This window comes from Nocardia sp. JMUB6875, from assembly GCF_041154655.1.
GTDB lineage: Bacteria > Actinomycetota > Actinomycetes > Mycobacteriales > Mycobacteriaceae > Nocardia.
The window spans coordinates 1-21,114 of the sequence record NZ_BAAFGR010000143.1 but is presented as its reverse complement, the minus strand read 5'-3'; the positions used below and the strand labels follow the sequence as shown (position 1 = coordinate 21,114).

22 protein-coding genes are annotated in these 21,114 nt (G+C 67.5%); 11 read left to right on the top strand and 11 right to left on the bottom strand.

The features are described from left to right. The coding region (locus ACAM49_RS29865) for a helix-turn-helix domain-containing protein (protein ID WP_369638890.1) at positions 1-289 on the bottom strand (289 nt) is incomplete at its 3' end. 102 nt (positions 290-391) lie between these two features. On the opposite strand from ACAM49_RS29865, the gene ACAM49_RS29860 reads away from it, so the two are divergent. Continuing rightward, the gene (locus ACAM49_RS29860) at positions 392-1,000 is read left to right on the top strand and encodes a cysteine hydrolase family protein (RefSeq protein ID WP_369638889.1); all 609 of its coding nucleotides are present in this window, start codon (positions 392-394) and stop codon (positions 998-1,000) included. Further along, positions 997-1,635 (top strand): trimeric intracellular cation channel family protein, encoded by a 639-nt coding sequence (locus ACAM49_RS29855; protein WP_369638888.1) that lies wholly within the window; start codon positions 997-999, stop codon positions 1,633-1,635. The genes ACAM49_RS29860 and ACAM49_RS29855 overlap by 4 nt, the downstream gene beginning before the upstream one ends. Before the next feature lie 6 nt (positions 1,636-1,641). On the opposite strand, the gene ACAM49_RS29850 is transcribed toward ACAM49_RS29855, so the two are convergent. Further along, positions 1,642-2,313, bottom strand: coding sequence for an NAD(P)H-binding protein (locus ACAM49_RS29850; protein WP_369638887.1), 672 nt, complete (start codon positions 2,311-2,313; stop codon positions 1,642-1,644). 456 nt (positions 2,314-2,769) lie between these two features. On the opposite strand from ACAM49_RS29850, the gene ACAM49_RS29845 reads away from it, so the two are divergent. Continuing rightward, positions 2,770-3,234, top strand: a complete 465-nt coding sequence (locus tag ACAM49_RS29845; protein WP_369638886.1) for an NUDIX hydrolase — start codon at positions 2,770-2,772, stop codon at positions 3,232-3,234. Between the two features lie 25 nt (positions 3,235-3,259). Further along, positions 3,260-4,597, top strand: coding sequence for an FAD-binding oxidoreductase (locus ACAM49_RS29840; RefSeq protein ID WP_369638885.1), 1,338 nt, complete (start codon positions 3,260-3,262; stop codon positions 4,595-4,597). Here ACAM49_RS29840 and ACAM49_RS29835 read toward each other — a convergent pair. Continuing rightward, a complete protein-coding gene (locus ACAM49_RS29835) occupies positions 4,588-5,520 on the bottom strand; it encodes a LysR family transcriptional regulator (RefSeq protein ID WP_369638884.1) in 933 nt (310 codons plus the stop codon). The genes ACAM49_RS29840 and ACAM49_RS29835 overlap by 10 nt on opposite strands. Before the next feature lie 93 nt (positions 5,521-5,613). On the opposite strand from ACAM49_RS29835, the gene mqo reads away from it, so the two are divergent. Beyond that, the gene (gene mqo, locus ACAM49_RS29830; RefSeq protein WP_369638891.1) at positions 5,614-7,068 is read left to right on the top strand and encodes a malate dehydrogenase (quinone); all 1,455 of its coding nucleotides are present in this window, start codon (positions 5,614-5,616) and stop codon (positions 7,066-7,068) included. On the opposite strand, the gene ACAM49_RS29825 is transcribed toward mqo, so the two are convergent. Further along, positions 7,002-8,015, bottom strand: a complete 1,014-nt coding sequence (locus tag ACAM49_RS29825; protein WP_369638883.1) for a YncE family protein — start codon at positions 8,013-8,015, stop codon at positions 7,002-7,004. The two genes, mqo and ACAM49_RS29825, sit on opposite strands and share 67 nt — an antisense overlap. A 19-nt stretch (positions 8,016-8,034) precedes the next feature. After that, the gene (locus ACAM49_RS29820) at positions 8,035-8,904 is read right to left on the bottom strand and encodes an alpha/beta hydrolase (RefSeq protein ID WP_369638882.1); all 870 of its coding nucleotides are present in this window, start codon (positions 8,902-8,904) and stop codon (positions 8,035-8,037) included. Positions 8,905-9,012: 108 nt separating this feature from the next. Here ACAM49_RS29820 and ACAM49_RS29815 point away from each other — a divergent pair, with 108 nt between their 5' ends. After that, on the top strand, positions 9,013-9,360 hold the full coding sequence (locus ACAM49_RS29815) for a winged helix-turn-helix transcriptional regulator (RefSeq protein ID WP_369638881.1): 348 nt from the start codon (positions 9,013-9,015) through the stop codon (positions 9,358-9,360). A gap of 99 nt (positions 9,361-9,459) precedes the next feature. Next, positions 9,460-10,263, top strand: coding sequence for an alpha/beta fold hydrolase (locus ACAM49_RS29810; RefSeq protein WP_369638880.1), 804 nt, complete (start codon positions 9,460-9,462; stop codon positions 10,261-10,263). Positions 10,264-10,303: 40 nt separating this feature from the next. On the opposite strand, the gene ACAM49_RS29805 is transcribed toward ACAM49_RS29810, so the two are convergent. After that, positions 10,304-11,275 (bottom strand): carboxymuconolactone decarboxylase family protein, encoded by a 972-nt coding sequence (locus ACAM49_RS29805; RefSeq protein WP_369638879.1) that lies wholly within the window; start codon positions 11,273-11,275, stop codon positions 10,304-10,306. Positions 11,276-11,355: 80 nt separating this feature from the next. Continuing rightward, entirely contained in the window at positions 11,356-11,940 is a 585-nt protein-coding gene (locus ACAM49_RS29800; RefSeq protein WP_369638878.1) for a hypothetical protein, read from the bottom strand. A gap of 116 nt (positions 11,941-12,056) precedes the next feature. Between ACAM49_RS29800 and ACAM49_RS29795 the strand changes: the two genes are divergently transcribed. Beyond that, positions 12,057-12,836, top strand: a complete 780-nt coding sequence (locus ACAM49_RS29795; RefSeq protein WP_369638877.1) for an alpha/beta fold hydrolase — start codon at positions 12,057-12,059, stop codon at positions 12,834-12,836. Between the two features lie 26 nt (positions 12,837-12,862). On the opposite strand, the gene ACAM49_RS29790 is transcribed toward ACAM49_RS29795, so the two are convergent. Together ACAM49_RS29790 and ACAM49_RS29785 are read right to left on the bottom strand one after the other, a co-directional pair. Next, positions 12,863-14,278 (bottom strand): NlpC/P60 family protein, encoded by a 1,416-nt coding sequence (locus ACAM49_RS29790; RefSeq protein ID WP_369638876.1) that lies wholly within the window; start codon positions 14,276-14,278, stop codon positions 12,863-12,865. 303 nt (positions 14,279-14,581) lie between these two features. Further along, positions 14,582-15,130 (bottom strand): DUF6676 family protein, encoded by a 549-nt coding sequence (locus ACAM49_RS29785; RefSeq protein WP_369638875.1) that lies wholly within the window; start codon positions 15,128-15,130, stop codon positions 14,582-14,584. Between the two features lie 192 nt (positions 15,131-15,322). Here ACAM49_RS29785 and acnA point away from each other — a divergent pair, with 192 nt between their 5' ends. Together acnA and ACAM49_RS29775 are read left to right on the top strand one after the other, a co-directional pair. Beyond that, entirely contained in the window at positions 15,323-18,115 is a 2,793-nt protein-coding gene (gene acnA, locus ACAM49_RS29780) for an aconitate hydratase AcnA (protein ID WP_369638874.1), read from the top strand. A gap of 208 nt (positions 18,116-18,323) precedes the next feature. Next, the gene (locus ACAM49_RS29775; RefSeq protein WP_369638873.1) at positions 18,324-18,890 is read left to right on the top strand and encodes a TetR/AcrR family transcriptional regulator; all 567 of its coding nucleotides are present in this window, start codon (positions 18,324-18,326) and stop codon (positions 18,888-18,890) included. A 26-nt stretch (positions 18,891-18,916) separates the two neighbouring features. Here the strand turns inward: ACAM49_RS29775 and ACAM49_RS29770 are convergent, their stop codons facing one another. Together ACAM49_RS29770 and ACAM49_RS29765 are read right to left on the bottom strand one after the other, a co-directional pair. Next, positions 18,917-19,516, bottom strand: a complete 600-nt coding sequence (locus ACAM49_RS29770) for a DUF4291 domain-containing protein (RefSeq protein ID WP_369638872.1) — start codon at positions 19,514-19,516, stop codon at positions 18,917-18,919. 149 nt (positions 19,517-19,665) lie between these two features. Further along, a complete protein-coding gene (locus ACAM49_RS29765) occupies positions 19,666-20,172 on the bottom strand; it encodes a MarR family winged helix-turn-helix transcriptional regulator (protein ID WP_369638871.1) in 507 nt (168 codons plus the stop codon). A 70-nt stretch (positions 20,173-20,242) separates the two neighbouring features. Between ACAM49_RS29765 and ACAM49_RS29760 the strand changes: the two genes are divergently transcribed. Next, on the top strand, positions 20,243-20,743 hold the full coding sequence (locus tag ACAM49_RS29760; protein ID WP_369638870.1) for a cupin domain-containing protein: 501 nt from the start codon (positions 20,243-20,245) through the stop codon (positions 20,741-20,743). Positions 20,744-21,114: the final 371 nt, after the last annotated feature.

Sequence of the window (21,114 nt, the reverse complement as noted above, 5' to 3'; positions counted from 1 at the left end):
GGTCGGAGGCGGGTGGGTGGGCGAGGTTGTGGAGGTGGCGGCGTTCTTCGGGGTCCAGGCGCAGGGCGGTGGCCACGGCATCGATGACGGAATCGGAGACGTTGTCGAGGCGGCCGCGTTCGAAGCGGATGTAGTAGTCGGCGCTGATGCCCGCGATCTGGGCGAGTTCCTCGCGGCGCAGGCCGGGAACGCGGCGGCGGGTGCCGTAGACGGTCAGGCCGACGTCCTCGGGCCGGAGCCGGGCCCGGCGGGAGCGCAGGAATGCGCCGATCTGCGAGGTCTCTTCCACGACCGGACAGTTTATGGGGGTTCTGGCAAACCCCGGTTCGGGCGAGACCGGGGCTGAACGCGGTACTGGTTGGCAGTCGTGGCCGGGCCCAAGCTGATTCGCATGAAACGAGCCTTGATCGTCATCGACGTCCAGAACGAGTACGTGGTCGGGAAGCTGCCCATCGCCTATCCCCCGCTGGATACCAGCCTGGCGAATATCGCGGCGGCCATGGATGCGGCGACCGACGCCGGGATACCGATCGCCGTGGTGCAGCACGTCGCTCCCCCGGAATCGCCACTTTTCGCGCGGGGCAGTGCGGGTTTCGCGCTGCACCCCACGGTGGCCGAGCGGCCTTACGACCTGCTGGTGGAGAAGACCCTGCCGTCCAGTTTCACCGGCACCGAATTGGGGCGGTGGCTGTCCGAGCACGCCGTGGAAACCCTGGTGATCTGCGGGTACATGACCCAGAACTGCGACGAGTCGACCGCGCGTGACGCCGTGCATCGCGGCTTCGGGGTCGAATTCCTCTCCGATGCGACCGGCACTCTCGCGATAGCCAATCAGGCCGGGTCGATCACCGCCAAGGAACTGCACGAATCGGTGCTCGTCGTGCTGCAGTCCCGCTTCGCCGCGGTCGCCACTACTGCTTCGTGGATCGAATCCGTCACGCACGGAACGGAACTGGAGCGCTCGGGCATCCTCTCCAGCGCTCTCGCTGCGCGGTCGTGACCGGATCGCCACACATCCCGGCGGCCTTGGACTTGGCGGCGGTGGCGGTCGGCGCGCTCGCGGGCGCGGTGACCGCCACGGTCCGGGCGCGCGCCGATCGCATCGACGTGATCGGCGTCGCGGTCATCGCGATCGCGACGGGTCTGGGCGGGAGCATGCTGCGCGACGTGGCTCTCGGACAGGCACCGGCCGCGCTCCGGAGCGACGGCTATCTCATCGCGGCGCTGGCCGCCGCGGGTGCGGGAATGGCCTTCGCGCACTGGCCGATTCGCGCATCCATGGCCATCGCGGTACTCGACGCCGCAGCACTGGGCCTCTACCTGGTGCTGGGCATCACGAAGGCGCAGAGCGCCGGAGTGTCCGCGACAGCGGCGGTACTGGTCGGCGTCCTGTCGTGCACAGGCGGTGGCGTGATCCGCGATCTGCTGCTGGGCGATCCGGTCGCACTGGTCCGGATCGGTTCCTGGTACGTCACAGCGTCTTTGGGGGCGGCGGGGGTATTCCTGCTCGCCCAGCCGCGCACCGATCTCACCACCGCCACCGTCGCAACCACCCTCACCGCGTTCGCCCTGCGGGCCGCGGCGTTGCGGTGGTCATGGTCGAGCCCTCCGGCGACACGGCGCGAATTCCGGTGATGAGAGCTATTTTCTGACCGTGGTGGCGCGCTCGAGGAGGAGTTCGACCGCGTCGACGACGGGGGTGTGGCCGTCGGTGAGTTCGACGATGACGCAGTTGAGCGCCGGGCGGTGCAGGGCCACATCGATGAAGGCGGCGACGTCATCGCGGTGCATATCGCCGTACTCGATCGCCAATCCCGCTGTCACCAGACCGTTTCCGGGTTCGTCGCGCAGGGTGCCCGGCCGCACGATGAGCCAGTCCAGATCGGTGGCGACCAGATAGACGTCCGCGGCCTTCTTCACCCGCATGTAGTGCTCGAACCCGGCGCTCGTATCGCGGTCGCGGCCCGCCTCCGGGAAGACGGAAACCAGGATGAATCGTGCGACTCCGCCGAACCGCGCGGCATCGGCCGCCTTCTCCAGTCCCCTGCCGTCGATCAGCGTGGTCTGCTCGGTCCCGGTGCCGTGCGCGCCCGCCGAGAAAACGATCGCGTCGTGTCCATGGAACTTCGCGGTCAACTCCTCCACCGAATCCGCGATCAGATCACCGGCCACCGGCGTCGCCCCGGTCGCGGCGATGACCGCGGCCTGCTCAGGATTGCGGTGCATCCCGGTGACCTCATCCCCCTGCGCGGTCAGCAGCGCGGACAGGCGGCGGCCGATGCCACCCGCCGCACCGATCTGGAACACCTTCACTACGGCTCCTATTCGTAGACCGCCGCGAACGTTTCACACCACTAGAGCCCGTCCTCCACGATCATCGTATCGGCGGCCTACTCGATGCCCGGGCCGACCCTCGCGGTCTCCCGCGAACCAGCAAGCGAGGTGTTCTCGAAACAGTTCCCTTGTTCGTTCGGCTCCCTTGCCGACTCCTTCGCGTCATTTACCGAATTGAGCCTTCACGGGCGAAACCATGGCGCGAAACCGCAGGGTATCGAGCATCTGCGAAGTTGCATATGACGCATCATATTTTGCTGGACTTGAACTATGGTTCAGGTTGCAGGGCCGCACCGCGAGAAAGTTTCCGGGGTTGCGATCGCTACGGTGGAACTGCGTCTAATCTTGCCGATGACCCTGCCGCCGACCGTTTCTGCGCCGGTAGCGTTGTCGGTATCGGTCGACGGTGTCCGGTGATACGGGATGTGGTGTGCAGTGTGGGATTTCGAGGTTTCGCCCAAGCAATCCATCGGCGAGACGGTGTTGGAAGAACTCCGGGAGCGGGCGGCCGCGGACGGGGTGGCGCTACGGGTGGGAGTCGTCGTCGAGAACAATGACGCCGTGCTACTGCTCGAGCACGAGGAGCATGTCGAGGGGCGCAGTCCGCTGCACCTACCCGGCACGGTAGTGCGGCCGGGCGAGACGCTGGCCGCCGCCGTGGTGCGGGCCGTTCGCGAGGAGACCGGTCTGTCGGTAACCGACGTGACCCGGCATCTCGGCAGCTTCGACTACCTCTCCAGCGCCGGAAAGCCGGTTCGCAGAGAGCATTTCGCGGTCGAGGTGGCGACGCCGGGTCCGGTGCGGGTGACCAACTACGCCGAGTACCGGTGGATTCCCCTGTCCGGCGAGTTGCCCGTCACCTCGTCGATCCGCCGTATCCTCGAGGCTTATCAGGAGTAGCGCCGGACCCGATCGCGGAGGACCCATGCTCGAGATCGATACCCGGCCGGTGGTCCTCGACCAGTACACGGTCGACGAGACCGGTCGGCTCGGGCAGCGGCCCCGCGGCGTGGTGTACCCCGCCGGTGTCGAGGACGTGGTGACGGTGGTGGCCTGGGCGCGCGAGAACGGGACTCCGCTCATCGCCCGCGGGGCGGGCACCAGCCTCGAAGGACATCTGCTGGCCCGGGGCGACGAGCTGGTCGTGGACCTGTCGCAGGCGAACAAGATCCTCGAGATCTCGCCGGAGGACTTCACGGCCACCGTGCAGCCGGGCGTCACCCGCACCCAATTGAACGCGGCCGCGGCCGAGTACGGATTGCAGTTCACGGTGGATCCGGGCGCGGACGCCTCCCTCGGCGGGATGGCGGCCACCAATGCCAGTGGCACCACCACGGTGCGCTACGGCGGGATGCGCGCGAATGTGCTTGCGCTGCAGGCGGTCTTCGCCGACGGCACGGTGACCCGGCTCGGGCGGGCGGTGCGCAAATCCTCGAGCGGGTACGACCTGAAGGATCTGCTCATCGGGTCGGCGGGCACGCTCGCGCTCATCACCGAGCTGACGGTGCGGCTGCATCCGATTCCGGAATGGATTCACTCGCTGCGCCTGTCGTTCCCGACCGTGGCCGAGGCCGTGGACACCGCGGTGGAAATGCTGGGGCTGGCGCTGCCGGTGAGCCGCCTGGAACTGGTGGACGCGCCGAGCATGGCCGCGATCAACGCCTTCCGCCGTACGACCTATGCCGAATCCCCCGCGCTGTTCGTGGACATCGAATCCAGTTCCGCCGCCGCGGTCACCGCGAACGAGACCGAGATCCAGCGGATCGCCCACGCGCACAATGTGATCGAGATCGGCACCGCCCGCACGCACGGCGATCGGCACGCACTCTGGGAAGACCGCCACAATCTGTATTTCGCGGTCAAGGCGAGCAATCCCGGACGCAAGTTCCTGATCACCGATACCGCGGTGCCCTACTCGCGGATCGCCGGGGCGGTCGACACCGCCACCCGGCTGGGCACCGAGCTGGGGCTGAACATCACCGTCGCCGGGCATATCGGGGACGGGAACGTGCACACCATCGTGCCCTACAACGAGGACGAATACGCCGGGGCGCAGGTCTTCTCGGATCTGGTGGTGCGCCACGCTCTCGAGGTCGGCGGCACCGCGACCGGTGAGCACGGCATCGGGTTGACCAAGAAGAAGTATCTGCGCGAAGAGCACGGGGACGCGGTCGATCTCATGGTGGCGGTCAAGCAGGCCCTCGATCCGCTGGGGTTGTTCAATCCGGGCAAGGTGCTCGACGTCGAGCCCGATCAGGCCTGATCCCCGGCCGCCCGACGCGCCTGTTCCAGATACGACATGGCGTGGGCCGCAATGTGATCGCGTAGCCGCTCGACGGCCGGGGTCGGCCGGTGATTGCCCGAGATCAGGCCGATGCTGCGCTCACGCTCACCGGTCAGGGTGACGCGGGTGAGGCCCGGATACGGGAGCTCGGGGGCCGGGAGCACCGCGATGCCCAGATTCTGGGCGACCAGGGCGCGCAGGGTCTCGAATTCGGTGATCTCGAAGCCGACCTGCGGGGTGAATCCGGCGGCGGCACACCAGGAATCGAAGAACCTGCGCAGGTGATAGGTGGGTGGATTGGCGATGAAGGGCTCGTCGGCGAGCTCGGCCAGATCCACCTCGGCGCGGGTGGCCAGCGGGTGCGTGCTCGCGACATAGAGGTGAATCCGCTGGAAGCCCAGGATGATCGTGGGCAGGTCGTCGGGCGCGGGGATGGTGACGGCCAGATCCAAGCGACCGTCGCGGACCATCTCGACCAGTGCGGTGCCGTGGGCCTGCACCAGATGCAGTCTGATCCGCGGTGCGCCGGCGTGGAAGTCGGCCAGCAGCGACGGGATGCTGACCGGTCCCAGCGTGAACGGGAAGCCGAAGCGCACCAGGCCGCTGTCCGGATCGGCATTGCTGCGCACCACGTCGACGGCGTCGCCGAGGGAGCGCACGAGACCGCGCGTGCGCTCGTACAACTCCTGCCCGGCGGCGGTCAGCGCCACTCGGCGACCGACCGGTTGGAACAATCGCACGCCGACCGCCTGCTCGACCGCTTTCAACCGGCGGCTCAGCGACGACTGCGGCACCCCGAGCCGCTGTGCCGCGCGTGTGATGTGCCCCTCGTCGGCCGCGGCGTCGAAGGCCGCGAGCAGCGGGATGAGGGCCTCCACCTGGACCGACGACAATTCATCCATATTCGGATGATAATCGCTCGAAATAAACATTGGACGGATGAATGGGTGCGGCGTGACGATGACGAATACCACGAGCCCAGGAGGTCGCCCAGCATGGACGCGCACACCACCGCCGCCGAATCCGCGACGGACACAGAGGTTCTCGATGTCGTTCTGATCGGCGGCGGCATCATGTCCGCCACGCTCGGCGCGATGATCGCCACCCGGCACCCGGACTGGTCGATGGTGCTGCTCGAGCGCCTGGACCGGGTCGCCGGAGAGAGCTCCGATCCCTGGAACAATGCCGGGACCGGGCATTCGGGATTCTGCGAGCTCAATTACATGCCCGATCCGACCGACGCGGGCAAGGCGTCGGAGATCGCGGCGATGTTCGGTCAGTCGCAACGGTTCTGGGCCGATCTCGCCGAACGGGGCGCGTTGGCCGACACCGGATTCGTCACGCCGACACCGCATATGGACGTCGTGTTCGGCGAGCGGGATGTCACGTATCTGCGGCAGCGCTACCAGACCCTGCACGCCCTCCCCCGGTTCTCCGCGATGGAGTACAGCGAGGATCCGGCCACGATCGCACGGTGGGCTCCCCTGCTCATGGCGGGCCGCGATCCCGGCGAGCCGGTCGCCGCCACCCGATACGAGGCGGGCACCGACGTCGACTTCGGTTCTCTCACCCGCACTCTCGTCCGAGCCATGTCCGACTCCGGCGCGCGGATCTACACCGGCTGCGAGGTGACCGGCCTGCGCCGCGGCGCGGACGGCATCTGGACGGTGTCGGTGCGCAACCGGAGCACCAAGCGCCGCTTCACCCTTCGCACCCGATTCGTCTTCGTCGGCGCGGGCGGTTACGCGCTGAAGCTGCTCCAGAAGGCCCGCATCCCCGAAGTCCGCGGCTACGGCGTCTTCCCGGTCGGCGCGCAGTTCCTGCGCACCGATAATCCCGAGGTCGTCGCCCGCCACGAGGCGAAGGTTTACAGTCAGGCACCGCTGGGCGCTCCCCCGATGTCGGTGCCGCACTTGGACAAACGCAATGTCGACGGCGCCCCGTCGCTGCTCTTCGGGCCCTACGCCACCTTCAGCACCCGGCTGCTCAAGCACGGCAGGCTGATCGACCTGTTCACCACGCTGCGTCTGGGCAATATCGTGCCGCTGGTCGCCGCGGGCCTGCAGAATCTTCCTCTGGTGCGCTATCTCATCGGCGAGTTGCTCTCTACGCGTCGCCGCAAATTCGCCCAGCTGCAACGCCTCTATCCCGAAGCGAATCCCGCCGATTGGACTCTCATCCAGGCCGGTCAGCGCGCCCAGCTCGTCAAACCCGATCCGGACCGCCTCGGTGTGCTGACCATGGGCACCGAACTGGTTATCGGCGCCGACAACACGATCGCGGGTCTGCTCGGTGCTTCGCCGGGCGCATCGACCGCGCCCGCCATCTTGGCGGATCTGCTGAACCGCTGCTTCGCCGAGCAGAATTCGCCCATCGATCCCGTTCAAGAGGTGGGCGCGAACTCCCAGAGCGCGGGGGCACCGGAGTTCGCCGCAGGTATCGGGAAATAACTGTGATGGTCGGCGGGGTCCACCACCACGACGTGGGCCCCGTCGGCCAGACGGTCGGCACCGGCGGGCTGCGCGTGCCCGTCCTTGCGGTCGAACACGCTCACCCATCCGCTCTCGGATGCGACGTAGAGTCGTTGCGGGCCCGGATCATAGGCGAGGACGTCCGGTGTCTTGCCGACGCTGTTGCGTTCGGTCACAACACGTTTCGCGATATCCACGGTGACCAGCGTGGCGTTGTCCTCGCATCCCACGTACATCAGCTGTCCGGCCGCGTCCAGGGCTTGCCCGTGCGGTCCGGAGCATCCTGGTGTGGGGATGTGGTCGGTGACAGTCGGGAAATCCGGGGTGATGACGACGAGTTCACCGCGGCCCTGCACGGCCACCACCATGCGGTCGATGGCCGGGTCGTAGACGACATTGCCCACCTCCCCGCCCAAGGCGATGGTGTTGCGGACGCTTCCGGTGTCGGCGTCGATGACGGTCTCGCTGCCCGCGCGCTCGTTGGTGGTCCAAATCGCGTTGCGGACCGGGTCGTAGGCCAAGCCATCGGGATAGGTGCCGGTGGACGCGGTGAACAGCACCGCCCCGGTGTCCTCGTCGAGGGCGACGAGTTGATCCCGCCCGGTCACGGTCGCGTACACGCGGTGCTTGTCCGGAACCACCAGTACCCCGTGCACGTCGGGGGTGTCGGGAATCGTGCGGATCACGCTGTGGGCACGGACGTCGACTTCGACGATCTCACCCGCGCCCATGTGTGCGAGGAACATCAGCCCGCGCCCGGAATCCACACTGGCATAGTCGAATCGGGACGCGCCGCCGGTCAACGGCGTCTCGGCGACCTTCCGTAGCGGCAGCGGCCCGCCGGTCGTGGCCGGGCCCGGTGCGGACGCACAGCCCGCGATCAGCAGGATCCCGGCAAGTCCCCATCCCGAGCGCCTCGGCCACATCCGGCTCACCTCATGATGTTCAGCAGACGTCGCGGAACAGGGCGGCGGCCGCGTCGGCGGCGGGCTCGATCAGGCGGGGGTCGTCGTAGAAGTCGATCTGGCCGACCGAATCCAGCCACAACTCCGATTTCGGGGATGCCACCGCAGCATAGAACTTGTGCGCCCACGGCGGCACCAATGCGTGCTCGGAGTGCACGAGCAGGAATGGGACCGACAGCCGTGCGGCGGCCTCCTGGGCGTCGAAACCGGCGGTGTGCTCGAAGGATTCGACGGCGAAGCCGTTCGTGTAGTTGGGGACCACGCCGCGCGGGGTGCCGTAGTACTCGAACGCCTCGGTCAGGGGCATGGCCACATCGCCGTTGTCGGCGGCCACGGCCGGGATGGTTTCGACCTCGCCGGTGGCCAGGCGCAGTTCGCGCGCCTTGCGGCCGCGTTCGACCACCGCCGGATCGGCCGGGTTGGCGGCGGCGTCCGCGTATACACCGGCGACACCCGCGAAGGCCTTGATGCGCGGGTCATCCGCGACCGCGCGCGCCATGTAGCCGCCGCCCGCGCACACACCGATTGCGAGCACGGCCGAGTCCGCGAACCGCGCGTCGCCCTGCAGCGCCGTGATCGCCGCCGAGATATCGGCGGCCTTGCCCAGCGGATCCTCCAATTGCCGCGGCTCGCCTTCGCTTTCGCCGAAGGTGCGGTGGTCGAAGGCCAGGGCCGCGAAGCCGCGCCGGGCCAGTGCCTGCGCGTACACGCCCGCCGCCTGTTCCTTCACGGAGGTCAGCGGGCCGGTGGTGACCACGACGCCGGTGGGCGTGCCCTCGGGCAGGAACAGGTTGCCCACCAGCTGGTCGCCATCGCGGGTGAAGGTGAATCGTTCGGTACTGATGGTCATCTCGTTCTCTCGTCTGGAAGTCCGCGAATTAGGGTGACACAGACGGTAGGCGCGGAAATCGGCCACCGGTAGAAGGCACTTCGCGGTGCCCTTCCGAACGGAGGCGAGATGGCACTGATCATCCCGGACGTGCTCGAGGAATCCTGCACGACCAGGCAGGCTTTGGAGCGGCTGGCCGCCAAGTGGCGCATCCTGCTCATCTACGCCATGCTCGACGGCCCGCAGCGCCCGGCCGCGCTGCGCCGCCGCCTGCCCGGCATCACCCAGAAGGTGCTGACCGAAACCCTGCGCGGCATGGCCTTCGACGGCCTCGTCGAACGCCATGTCTACAAGGAGACCGCGCCGCAGCACATCGAATACGCGCTCACCGAGCTCGGCAAGTCCCTGGAAGCGCCCCTCGCCGCCATCTGTGCCTGGGCGACGGAGCATCCCGTGACCGGAGTTGATATGAGCTGAGTCACAATTCGCCTCCCCGGTCGGTTCGGTGTCGAAATCGCCGCTGCCCGTTCGAGGAGTATCCGAATACGAACACAACGATCGAAAGGCACGAGTTCCATGGCCAACCCCGTCCTGACCGCAGTCCGTTCCGTCGATGGCAGCAGCATCGCCGTCGAGACCATCGGATCCGGGACGCCGGTGATCCTCATCGGCGGGGCGTTCAACGACCGCTCGACCATGACCGCGCTCGCCTCGACGCTGGCACCGCACGCCACCGCGGTCACCTACGATCGCCGCGGCCGGGGCGGCAGCACCGATGCGAGCGGCGACTACACCGTGCAGGCCGAGATCGATGATCTGGCAGCCGTGATCGAGCAGGTCGGCGGCCGCGCACACGTGTTCGGTCATTCCTCCGGCGCCGCACTGGCTTTGGAAGGCGTGCTGCGCGGGCTGCCGATCGACAAGGTCGCGGTGTACGAGATGCCCGCGGTGGTCGACGGCAATCGCCCGGAGCCGGCCGCCGAGGTCTTCGATCAGCTCGTCGCGGGCATCGCCGCCGGCGACCTCGACGGCGCGGCCGAACTGTTCCTCGTCGAGCAGGTCGGGGTACCTGCGCCGTTCGTCGCCGAGATGCGCAACGCACCGGTCTGGGATTTCATGAGCGCGCAAGCGGGCAGCCTGCCCTACGACGTGGCGGTGTGCGGTCCCGGGATGCGTTTGCAGTCCTCCCGCTACGCCACGATCACCATCCCGGCGCTGGTCGTGTACGGCGATCAGACCTGGCCCTGGATCCAGACCGCGAACCAGGCCCTGGGCGCCACCATTCCGAACGCGCGCCGGGAGGTGCTGCCCGGCGCCGATCACGAAGTCCTCGCCCAGCCCGAACTGCTCGAGCCGCTGCTGCTCGACTTCTTCGGCTGACGCTCCCTGACACCGCCTGAATTCGGGGGTATGGGTCGGATCAGTCCGGCTCCAGGGTGGCGACGATCATGGCGTAAGTGCGGTAGTGGCCGACGAGCACGCACAGTTCGAGGATCTCGCGGACGGTGAAGTACTCCAGCAGGCCCTGCCAGGCGGTGTCGGACAGGAAGAATTCGCGGTACAGCTCGTCGACGGCCCGGTCGATCACGAGGGCTCGGCTGTCGGCGGCATCGGGCACCGTATCATCGAGCGCGGCACCGATTTCCGCGCCGTCGAGGGTGCTGAGGCGGGTCATGCGCCTGCCATACCAGCTCAGAATCGCATGCAGGGCGGGATGCCGAGACAGCACGGCATCGCCGCCCGGTGTCCACGGGGTGTGGGCCTCGAGGTCCGGGCGCGGGTCACACCGCTGCGTGCGCGGGCGTCGAGGCATCTCCGTGGTCGTTCGCGGCCGCCTCAGCAGCGGTTCGGGCGGCATGGCCGCGCTCTCCTCCAGCATGCCGAGCAGCTGGTAATGGGCGACGATGAAACAGATCTCGATCAATTCCCGGTCGCCGTAGCCGAATTCGCGCAGCCGGCGGATAGTCGGTGCACCGATCGCCATGTCGTCGTGCAATTCGTCCGCGGCGCGCAGCAAACTGGCCTGCCGTTCGTCCCAGCGCGCATGCTCGGGCCCGGCCGTCACCGCGTCGAGAAATCCGCGCCGCTCACGAATGCGCGCCCACAGTGCGTGCGCCGAATAGTGATAGAAATGCCCGGCATTCCAGGTCGCCCGCAGCACCAACAATTCGATATCGCGGTGGCGCAGGCTCGCGATCAGCGCCTGACCGAACTCCGCGGGCCCCTCCAGCGCGAACAAGGTGGCGAGCAATCGCGGATGCACCGTCCCGATCCACACCACCTGCACCGTCCCGGGCAGCACATACCGCAGCCACGCCACCCGCGGCTCGACCCGCACCGTCCGCGGCCGCGGCCACCCCAGCCCGCCCCCATCATGTGACCCAGGTCTCATACCTCAAAATTGAAGGCGCGAAAGCACTTCCGAGACATTTCGACACCGGCCAATTCCTTGACATGACCGGCCACCACCGCTCAGTTGTGGCAGCTGTCCTGATCGGAGTACATCAGCATCGACGTCACGGTCTGCCCCAGCCTGACGTCGGTCTTGTAGATCCCCATGAACCCGTAATGCGTTCCCGGATGCCCCGGCACCTCCGCCGAACTCCAATTCGCCCCGAACTTCAAACTCGGATAGGCGGACTTCACCTCATCGAGAGTCGACCCCGCCTTGATCCCCTCCGGCGTATGCACCGCCGCCCCCTCCTCCGGCGCCACCGCCACCACGACGCCATCCTTCAACCACCCGGACCCCTTGGTCCAGTACGAGAATCGGGCACACCCCTGCATCGTGCCGCCGTTCGCGAGCACCCCGATCGGCTTCCCTTGGTTGTGCAGATTGGATTCCTGCTCCCAATTCATCCCGAGGTCGATCCCCCGATACCCCGTCGGCCCGAGCGTCGTCGCATCCACCGGCGCCTTCGTCGTAGCCACCGTAGGCGAACTCACCGGCGTAGCGACCGGCGCGGTCTCGTCATTGCAGGCCGAAAGCCCAAGGGCGAGAACAGTAGCGGCGGCAGTCGCCCCGAAGGTCCGCAGGCTTCGCATCACGTAATCCAATCCGATTCGTCCAGCAGGCGACCGAACCCGGCCATCCGACGATCGAGATATTGACCCGATGATCTTGTCGCCCGATTAACAACCGCTTGTCGCGCGTGGGATGCCACCATCGAGGGATGTCGTATCGCACCGGAAGCGTCGTGTCGGCGGATGGGACCCGGATCGTATTTCACACCGGCGGGGACGGTCCGCCGCTGGTGATCGTTCACGGTGCGCTGGTCCCGTTGGACGTGTATATGGCCCTCGGGGAGCTGCTGGCCTCGGATTACCGGGTTGTCGTGGTCGAACGCCGCGACTACGGCGGTCCGAGTGGAAACGGGCCGCGCCCCGCGACATTCACGACACAGGCCTTCGACCTCGCGGCCGTGCTCGCCGAGGTCGGCGAGCCCGCTTTCGTCTTCGGTCATTCTGCGGGCGGACTGGTCACTTTGCACGCCATGCAGCGCGATTCGTCGTCGGTGCGCGGGCTCGCGCTCTACGAGCCCCCGGCCACCCTCGCCGGGCCGCCGCTGCGACCGACCCTCGCCACGATCAGGGACTTCATGGCCGACGGTCGACCCGTGGACGCGGTCCACGAATTCCTCACCGCCATCACCGATTCCGCTCCGCCCGGATTCCTGCGCCGCCTCGCCGAGTCCCTCGCATCCCGCGCCTCCGGCCTGGTCGCCGACCTCGAATGCCTGACCACCATGAACCCCGACATCACGCCGTGGTCAGGCATCGATATCCCCGCACTCCTGCTTAACGGCGAGCTCACCGACACCTACGGCAAGAACAGCGTCGATCTCCTGAGATCCACCCTGCCCCAAGCCCATTCCCTCGAGCTCGCGGGCCAACGCCACCACCCCGACGACCCGGTCCCCCTCGCCACCGCCCTCCGCGATTTCTTCGTCTGAGCCGCGAAAGGCGCCGCTGCGAAGCGTCAGGAGAGGATTCGGATGGCGTAGGGCATGATGCCGTCTTCTCGGACTGCGGAAATCCTGACTACGTCGCCGGATTGGGGGGCTTCGATCATTTTGTTGTTGCCGAGGTAGAGGGCTACGTGTTGGCTGCCGCCCGGGCCCCAGAAGAGCATGTCGCCTCGGGCTCGTTGGGCGACGGGAACCCTTGTGCCCATGGTGTATTGGTAGCCGGAGTAGTGCGGGAGGGAGACGCCTACGCCGGCGAAGGCGTAGATCATCAGGCCGGAGCAGTCGAAGCCGGATTTGTTGTAGTCGCCGTAGCTGTCGGCGGTGCCGCCGTCGCGGATGCCGAGGGTGGGGCCGTCCTCGTCCCCGCCGCCCCAGGCGTATTCGACGCCGAGTTGGGACATGGCGCGGTCGATGACGGTTTCGATGAGGTCGGCGCCGGAACCGTTGGGGCGCACGGGCTGGATGGAGCGGCGCGGGGGTGGGGAGGTGTCCTGGACGACGTGCGGGCGGTGGCTCTGGCCGACCTGGTCGGCGCGGTCGGCGGCGGCGCGGTCGGCGGCCACGCGGGCCGCGGCGGCCACGGCGGCGGCGCGGGCGGCGGCCTCCTCGGCCTTGCGCTGCTGGTCCCAGGCCACGAAGGCGTCGCGCTGGCCCTGCAGGCCGACCACATTGGCGCGGGCGGCATCCAGGCGCTGCTGCGCCGAATCGCGCTGGGAGACAAGGTTGTTGCGCAGGGTGTTCTGCTGGTCGAATTCGGCCTTGGCGGCGGTGACCGCGTTCTGCGCCTGGGTCTTCTTGGCGTCGGCGTCCGCGGCGGCGGCATCGGCGGCCTGCTGCGCCTGCTTGGCGGCGGAGGTCTTGTTGGCCTGATCGATCTGCGCGTGCCGCAGGCCGTCGACCACCACCTGCTGGTTCTTGGAGGCGATAGTCAGGACCTGGGCGCGGTTCAGCGCGATCTCCGGGCTGGGCGCGGCCATATAGCTGACCAGCGAGGTGGAGCCGGGCCGCATGTAGACCTGCGCCACGTACTTGTCGAAATCCCGGTGCGCCCCATCGACTTTCGTGCCCGCGTCGGTCAGATCCTGCTGGCACTGGGTGACGGCGCGGGCCGCGGCGTCGGCGGCATCACGGGCGATCTGCAGATCCACCAGGGCCTTGTTGACGGCCTCGCGGCGCGCGGCAACCGCGTCGTCGAGCTGCCGCAGCTGCTGCTCGGCCCCGGCCACCTGGTTGATGAGCGCACCGACCTCGCCGACGCTCGCATCGACCTGAGCACCGGCCGCATTCAGGTCACTGTCGCTGGGATTCGGGGGCGGCGGCGGCACGGCGTGCCCGCTGCTGATCCCCACCATCATGATGATCACCGCTACGAGCAACTCCGTAGCGACCCGCGCCGAACGCATCCGCCGCTTCGCCGGTCGTCGCATCGCACCTCCCTGGAGTCCCATCCGGCACAACATCCCCAACCGTGCCATCGCGAAACCGTACGGCAAGTCAAGGAGTGCGCCGCACAGCCACGCCACAATCACAGCCGTGTAATTCGTGATTAGCCGAGAAGTTGCAGGTAGAACCCATGGGCACCATGCGTCACAACACGCGACACGCGGTACGTTTCCGGCGTGTCGGACATGAAACGGGCGATTCGCCGCCCGCCCGAGCCCGCGCAGACAACGAAAAAGGGGCCCGGGCGAACCCGAACCCCTCAGGGAGACACCGTCTCTCGGTAGCCGCTACGCCACCGGCGTCCGCGGATCAGCCTCCGACACACCCTGCGCGCGTCGCGTCTTCACCAGATACAGCCCGCCGATGGCCGCGATCAGCACACCCAGGGCCACCAAGGTGATCACCGTCCACGAAATCGTCTCCGGCTGCTCGAGCCGATCCACGAACACCCGCGCCGCCTCGGTGGTGTGCTCGGGCCCGCGGTACTTGGCCTTGTCCTCGGCCCACTCCAGATGCCCGCGGGTGAACTGGTCGCTGTAGGTGCCCACCCAGTCGTCGCTGAAGACCACCACGGTCCCGTGCTCGATCTTGCCGACCTCGTTGGCCAGATCGCGCAGGTTCGCCTCGATGCCCGGATTACCCTGCACCACAATGATGTCGAGTTCGATGCCGTGCTCGCGCGCGTCGGCGACGATGGCGGCCAAGGCCTCCTGGTCCCGCCCGGAGGGGGCGGCGACATGATCATCGGCGAGATCGGCGATGATCTTCTTCAGGTCGGTGTTAGGCGGTAGTTCCGCCTTCATAGGCGTGAAAACCGAGGTACGCGAGACGGTCACGAACGCAGAGTACGGGACGGCTTGTCATATCACCTCACCGCGCCACGCGAGTCCGCCCCGTGACCGGCCCCCGATGTGCTCACAGGACAAGCGTACTGTTAGAGTCGGAAAACGGACGAGGCCCGCGCCTCGACGAGTCACCGGCACAGCCCCGCCGGTGGCCCTCCCATTCACAGACGAGTGGAGCTGAACGTGACGAGTATCGATACCTTCGGCGCCAAGGGCACCCTCGAGGTCGGAAGCAACTCCTATGAGATCTTCCGCCTCTCGGCCGTGCCCGGCACCGAGAAGCTGCCCTACGCCCTGAAGGTCCTCGCGGAGAACCTGCTTCGCACCGAGGACGGCGCCAACATCACCGCCGACCAGATCCGCGCCCTCGCGGCCTGGGATCCGTCGGCCGAGCCCGACACCGAGATCCAGTTCACCCCGGCCCGCGTGATCATGCAGGACTTCACCGGTGTGCCCTGCATCGTCGACCTGGCCACCATGCGTGAGGCCGTCACCACCCTCGGCGGCGACCCGAACAAGGTCAACCCGCTCTCCCCCGCCGACATGGTCATCGACCACTCGGTCATCCTCGACGTGTTCGGCACCGCCGACGCCCTCGAGCGCAACGTCGACCTCGAGTACGAGCGCAACGGCGAGCGTTACCAGTTCCTGCGCTGGGGCCAGGGCGCCTTCGACGACTTCAAGGTCGTCCCGCCGGGCGTCGGCATCGTGCACCAGGTCAACATCGAGTACCTGGCCCCCACCGTCATGGTCCGCAACGGCCAGGCCTACCCCGACACCTGCGTCGGCACCGACTCGCACACCACCATGGTCAACGGCCTGGGCGTGCTGGGCTGGGGCGTCGGCGGCATCGAGGCCGAGGCCGCCATGCTGGGCCAGCCGGTCTCCATGCTGATCCCGCGCGTCGTCGGCTTCAAGCTGACCGGTGAGATCCAGCCGGGCGTGACCGCGACCGACGTCGTGCTCACCGTCACCGACATGCTGCGCAAGCACGGTGTGGTCGGCAAGTTCGTCGAGTTCTACGGCAAGGGCGTCGCCGAGGTGCCGCTGGCCAACCGCGCCACCCTGGGCAACATGTCCCCCGAATTCGGCTCCACCGCCGCGATCTTCCCGATCGACGAGGAGACCATCAACTACCTGCGCCTCACCGGCCGCAGCGACGAGCAGCTCGCGCTCGTCGAGGCGTACGCCAAGGAGCAGGGCCTGTGGCACGACGCCGACAACGAGCCGGCCTACTCGGAGTACCTGGAGCTGGACCTGAGCACCGTGGTGCCGTCCATCGCCGGCCCGAAGCGCCCGCAGGACCGGATCCTGCTGTCGGACAGCAAGACCCAGTTCCGTCAGGACATCCGCACCTACACCAACGACCCGGTCCCGCACACCGCGCTGGACGAGGCGCTGGAGGAGTCCTTCCCGGCCAGCGACCCGGTCGCCTCCGGCACCGCCACCGACGGTGTCGCCGTGCCGACCGCCGCCAACGGCTCCGCGGGCCGTCCGTCGAAGCCGATCAAGGTCTCCGACCCGGAGCGCGGTGACTTCGTCCTGGATCACGGCGCCGTCGTGGTCGCGGGCATCACCTCCTGCACCAACACCTCCAACCCGTCGGTCATGATCGGCGCGGCCCTGCTGGCCCGCAACGCCGTCGAGAAGGGCCTCGCGTCCAAGCCGTGGGTCAAGACCAACATGGCCCCGGGCTCGCAGGTCGTCGCCGACTACTACGAGAAGGCCGGCCTCTGGCCGTACCTGGAGAAGCTGGGCTTCTACGTGGGTGGCTTCGGCTGCACCACCTGCATCGGCAACACCGGTCCGCTGCCGGAGGAGATCTCCAAGGCGATCAACGACAACGACCTGTCGGTCACCGCGGTGCTCTCGGGCAACCGCAACTTCGAAGGCCGTATCTCCCCCGACGTCAAGATGAACTACCTGGCCTCGCCGCCGCTGGTCATCGCGTACGCGCTCGCGGGCACCATGGACTTCGACTTCGAGACCGACGCCCTGGGCAAGGACAAGGACGGCAACGACGTCTTCCTGAAGGACATCTGGCCGTCCGCGCAGGAGATCGACGACACCATCAAGTCGGCGATCAGCCGGGACATGTTCACCAAGTCCTACGCCACCGTGTTCGACGGTGACCAGCGCTGGCAGGGTCTGAACACCCCCGAGGGCGACACCTTCGCGTGGGACGAGAAGTCGACCTACGTCCGCAAGGCGCCGTACTTCGACGGCATGGAGATGGAGCCGGCCCCGGTCGAGGACATCAAGGGCGCGCGCGTGCTGGCGCTGCTGGGCGACTCGGTCACCACCGACCACATCTCCCCCGCCGGTCCGATCAAGCCGGGCACCCCGGCCGCGCAGTACCTGGACGCCAACGGCGTTGCGCGCAAGGACTACAACTCGCTGGGCTCGCGTCGTGGTAACCACGAGGTGATGATCCGCGGCACCTTCGCCAACATCCGGCTGCGCAACCAGCTGCTGGACGACGTCTCGGGTGGCTACACCCGCGACTTCACCCAGCCGGGCGGCCCGCAGGCCTTCATCTACGACGCCTCGCAGAACTACCAGGCCGCGGGCATCCCGCTGGTCGTGCTGGGCGGCAAGGAGTACGGCTCGGGTTCCTCGCGTGACTGGGCCGCCAAGGGCACCCGTCTGCTGGGCGTCAAGGCCGTCATCACCGAGTCGTTCGAGCGCATCCACCGCTCGAACCTGATCGGCATGGGTGTGGTGCCGCTGCAGTTCCCGGCCGGCCAGTCGGCCGCGTCGCTGGGCCTGGACGGCACGGAGACCTTCGACATCGAGGGCATCACCAAGCTGAACGAGGGTGTGACTCCGAAGACCATGAAGGTGACCGCCACCAAGGAGAACGGCGAGAAGGTCGTCTTCGACGCGGTCGTCCGCATCGACACCCCCGGTGAGGCGGACTACTACCGCAACGGCGGCATCCTGCAGTACGTGCTGCGGAACATGATTCGCGGCTAGTCAACCGCGATATCGCCTCGGTTCTCGAAGGGCTGTTTCGAAACCGAGGCGTGGTGGTGAGCGATGGCGCCTTGCGAAATAGGCAGAGCTGCCGTCGCTCACCACGCGGCCCCCGTCCGGGCCGCTTCGCTCGTCGCTCGTGCGGGTTCTCCGATTTGGTCGCAAGATCGATACGGAGAACCCGCACAACACGTTTCGGAGGAGCCCAGTGCCCAAGGTCAGTGACGACCACCTCGCCGCCCGGCGCAGCCAGATCCTCGACGGAGCCCGCCGCTGCTTCGCCGAGTTCGGCTACGAGGGTGCGACCGTGCGTCGCCTCGAAGAAGCCACCGGCCTGTCGCGCGGCGCCATCTTCCACCACTTCCGTGACAAGGACGCGCTCTTCCTGGCCCTGGCCCAGGAGGACGCCGGCCGCATGGCCGAGGTCGCCGCCACCCAGGGCCTCATCCAGGTCATGCGCGACATGCTCGCGCGCCCAGAGGATTTCGACTGGCTCGGCACCCGCCTCGAGATCGCCCGCCGCCTGCGCAACGACCCCGAGTTCCGCGCCAACTGGGAAGAACGCTCCGAGGAGCTCACCGCGGCCACCGTCGCCCGCCTGGAACGCCGCAAGGCCGCGGGCGCACTGCGCGAGGACGTCCCTACCGAGGTCATCCTCGGCTACCTCGACCTCGTCCTCGACGGCCTCATCGCCCGCATCGCCTCCGGCCACGCCAACGACAACCTCGAGTCCGTCCTGGACCTCGTGGAAGCCTCGGTCCGCCGCAAGCAGTGATCGACCGCCGCACCGGCGGACGCGTGTCAAACCGGTGTGGCCCCAATCCTTTCGGCGAGTTCCTTCGCGAGCGGATAAGGCCGCTCCGGCGGCAGCAACACCCGTGTCCGGTCGACGCGGCCCGCGCGCAGGTGCGCCGACATCTTTCGCACCACCGGCGTCAGATCCCGGATTTCAACCGTCCAGTCCGACACATACCGCTCGATGACGTGCCGCGACAGCCCGACCTGAATGCTGCGATGCTCCAGCTTCGCCCCGCGCAGCGAGTACTCCGGATCCCACTGCACGTGCACCACCGCATGCCGGAACAGACTGCGCCACTGCTCATTCCCGCTGTAGACGCGACGTTCAGGACTGGTAAGCACCGCCTGCCCCAGCGCCTCCTCCCAGCCCGCACGCGAGATCCGCACCGCGAGAATCCGCTCCTGCCCGGCCTTGCGCCCCCAGTTACTGCGCTGCATGAGCCACCGGAACGACGGCTTGATCCACGTCATCCGATTGGTCGAGAACGGCGGCACGAACCGCTGCGCCGCCACCGCCGCCTCGGCGATCGCCGCCCCGTAGGCCTGATAAACCACGATCGTGTCCCGGTCATAATCGGCCCTGATCTCGAACTGCGCTTCCACGCGGCAGCACACTAGCCGCGCGACGAGCCCGTTCACCAACCATTTTCGGCACCGCGACCGTGTGAGATCGCGATGCCGAGCGGGGATTGCTCACCGCAGGCTTCATCGGTGGAGCCGTCATCGCCGAGCACCCGTGAGGCGCGGGCACGTCAGTGGTTGCCCTCGAGGTCGGTCAGCAGGATGCGGGTGATGCGGTCGAGGTCTTTGCGGTCCTGGTCGGACAGGACCGAGAGGATGCGGGTTTCGTTTTCGAAGTGGTCGGTGACTACTACGTCGATGAGGTGGAGGCCGCGGTCGGTGAGGGCTACGCGGATGGAGCGGCGGTCGTCGGCGTCGGCTATGCGGCGGACCAGGCCCGCCTTTTCGAGGCGGTCGAGGCGGCCGGTCATGCCGGCCCGGGACATCATCAGGGTGTCGGCGAGGCTGGAGGGGTTGAGTTCGTAGGGCTCGCCTGAGCGGCGCAGTGCCGCAAGGACATCGAACTCTCCGCGCTGCAATCCGTGTGCGGTGAACACGGATTCGACGCGTTGCGTGCCGACCACCAGCAGGCGCCCGAGGCGGCCGAGGATGGCCATGGCGGTGCCGTCGAGGTCGGGTCGCTCTCGTTGCCACTGCTGCTGGATCACGTCCACCGCGTCGAACTTCTTCTCGCCCATGGACAACACTCTATTCGATGACATATAGTTCGGTAGCGAATTATCAAGTACCGAACTTTTGGAGAATCTCATGACCACCGCTTCCCGCCCCGTCGCCATCCGCCGTCCCGCCGACTCGGAGATCATCGGCGCGGGTCAGCCGACCTCGGTGCGGCTGCTCATCGATTCGAACGAGGCCGGTGGGTCGGTCAGCACGGTCGAGGTGACCATGGCCGAGGGTGCGGACGGCGCCACACCGCACTACCACACGCTGTCGGATGAACTGTTCTTCGTGGCCGACGGCGAACTTCAGGTGATGGCGGGTGACGAGATCACCACCATCGGCGCGGGCGGTGCGCTCGTGGTCCCCAAGTTCATGCCGCACGCCTTCGGCGCGGCCCCCGGCAGCCCGGCCCGAATCCTCATCGCCCTGATGCCTGGCGTCGAGCGTCACGGCTACTTCCGCTTCCTCGAAAAGCTCGCCCTGGGCCAGGCCACCCCCGCCGATTTCGATGCGGCACAGGAGGATTACGACAACTACTTCATCGAAGCGCCGCAGTGGTGGGCCGAGCGCAATGCCAACCGCGCCTGACCTGGTGGGCGAAATGTTCTGAATGACTGGAATGTCCGGCGACTTCGAGGCGAAGTCGCCGGGGCCCACCCTCCGGCCGCCGAGCGACGCTCACGCGGACGAATCCGACAGACCGGTAGTGATCATCCAGGGTGGCATGGCAATCTGCCCCGCACCCGCGCACCGCGAATAGAATCCGGGGTAGCCCCGTGATCGCGGACGAATGTGCCGCAGACCACTGAAGACGCGGAATGCCCGCCGCGGCCGCGCAGGTTGGTAGTTTCATGGCCTTCTCTGTTCCCATCACCGTTCGCGGCTACGAGCTCGATATCAACGGGCATCTGAATCAAGCCGTGTATCTGCAGTACGCCGAGCACGCGCGGTGGGAATTG

Bases quoted from the DNA above. Each gene is read 5' to 3' on its own strand.
- ACAM49_RS29860 (WP_369638889.1), top strand. From the start codon at position 392: ATGAAACGAGCCTTGATCGTCATCGACGTCCAGAACGAGTACGTGGTC.
- ACAM49_RS29840 (WP_369638885.1), top strand. From the start codon at position 3,260: ATGCTCGAGATCGATACCCGGCCGGTGGTCCTCGACCAGTACACGGTC.
- ACAM49_RS29835 (WP_369638884.1), bottom strand. From the start codon at position 5,520: ATGGATGAATTGTCGTCGGTCCAGGTGGAGGCCCTCATCCCGCTGCTC.
- mqo (WP_369638891.1), top strand. From the start codon at position 5,614: ATGGACGCGCACACCACCGCCGCCGAATCCGCGACGGACACAGAGGTT.
- ACAM49_RS29825 (WP_369638883.1), bottom strand. From the start codon at position 8,015: ATGTGGCCGAGGCGCTCGGGATGGGGACTTGCCGGGATCCTGCTGATC.
- ACAM49_RS29820 (WP_369638882.1), bottom strand. From the start codon at position 8,904: ATGACCATCAGTACCGAACGATTCACCTTCACCCGCGATGGCGACCAG.
- ACAM49_RS29815 (WP_369638881.1), top strand. From the start codon at position 9,013: ATGGCACTGATCATCCCGGACGTGCTCGAGGAATCCTGCACGACCAGG.
- ACAM49_RS29810 (WP_369638880.1), top strand. From the start codon at position 9,460: ATGGCCAACCCCGTCCTGACCGCAGTCCGTTCCGTCGATGGCAGCAGC.
- ACAM49_RS29805 (WP_369638879.1), bottom strand. From the start codon at position 11,275: ATGAGACCTGGGTCACATGATGGGGGCGGGCTGGGGTGGCCGCGGCCG.
- ACAM49_RS29795 (WP_369638877.1), top strand. From the start codon at position 12,057: ATGTCGTATCGCACCGGAAGCGTCGTGTCGGCGGATGGGACCCGGATC.
- ACAM49_RS29790 (WP_369638876.1), bottom strand. From the start codon at position 14,278: ATGCGACGACCGGCGAAGCGGCGGATGCGTTCGGCGCGGGTCGCTACG.
- ACAM49_RS29765 (WP_369638871.1), bottom strand. From the start codon at position 20,172: ATGGGCGAGAAGAAGTTCGACGCGGTGGACGTGATCCAGCAGCAGTGG.
- ACAM49_RS29760 (WP_369638870.1), top strand. From the start codon at position 20,243: ATGACCACCGCTTCCCGCCCCGTCGCCATCCGCCGTCCCGCCGACTCG.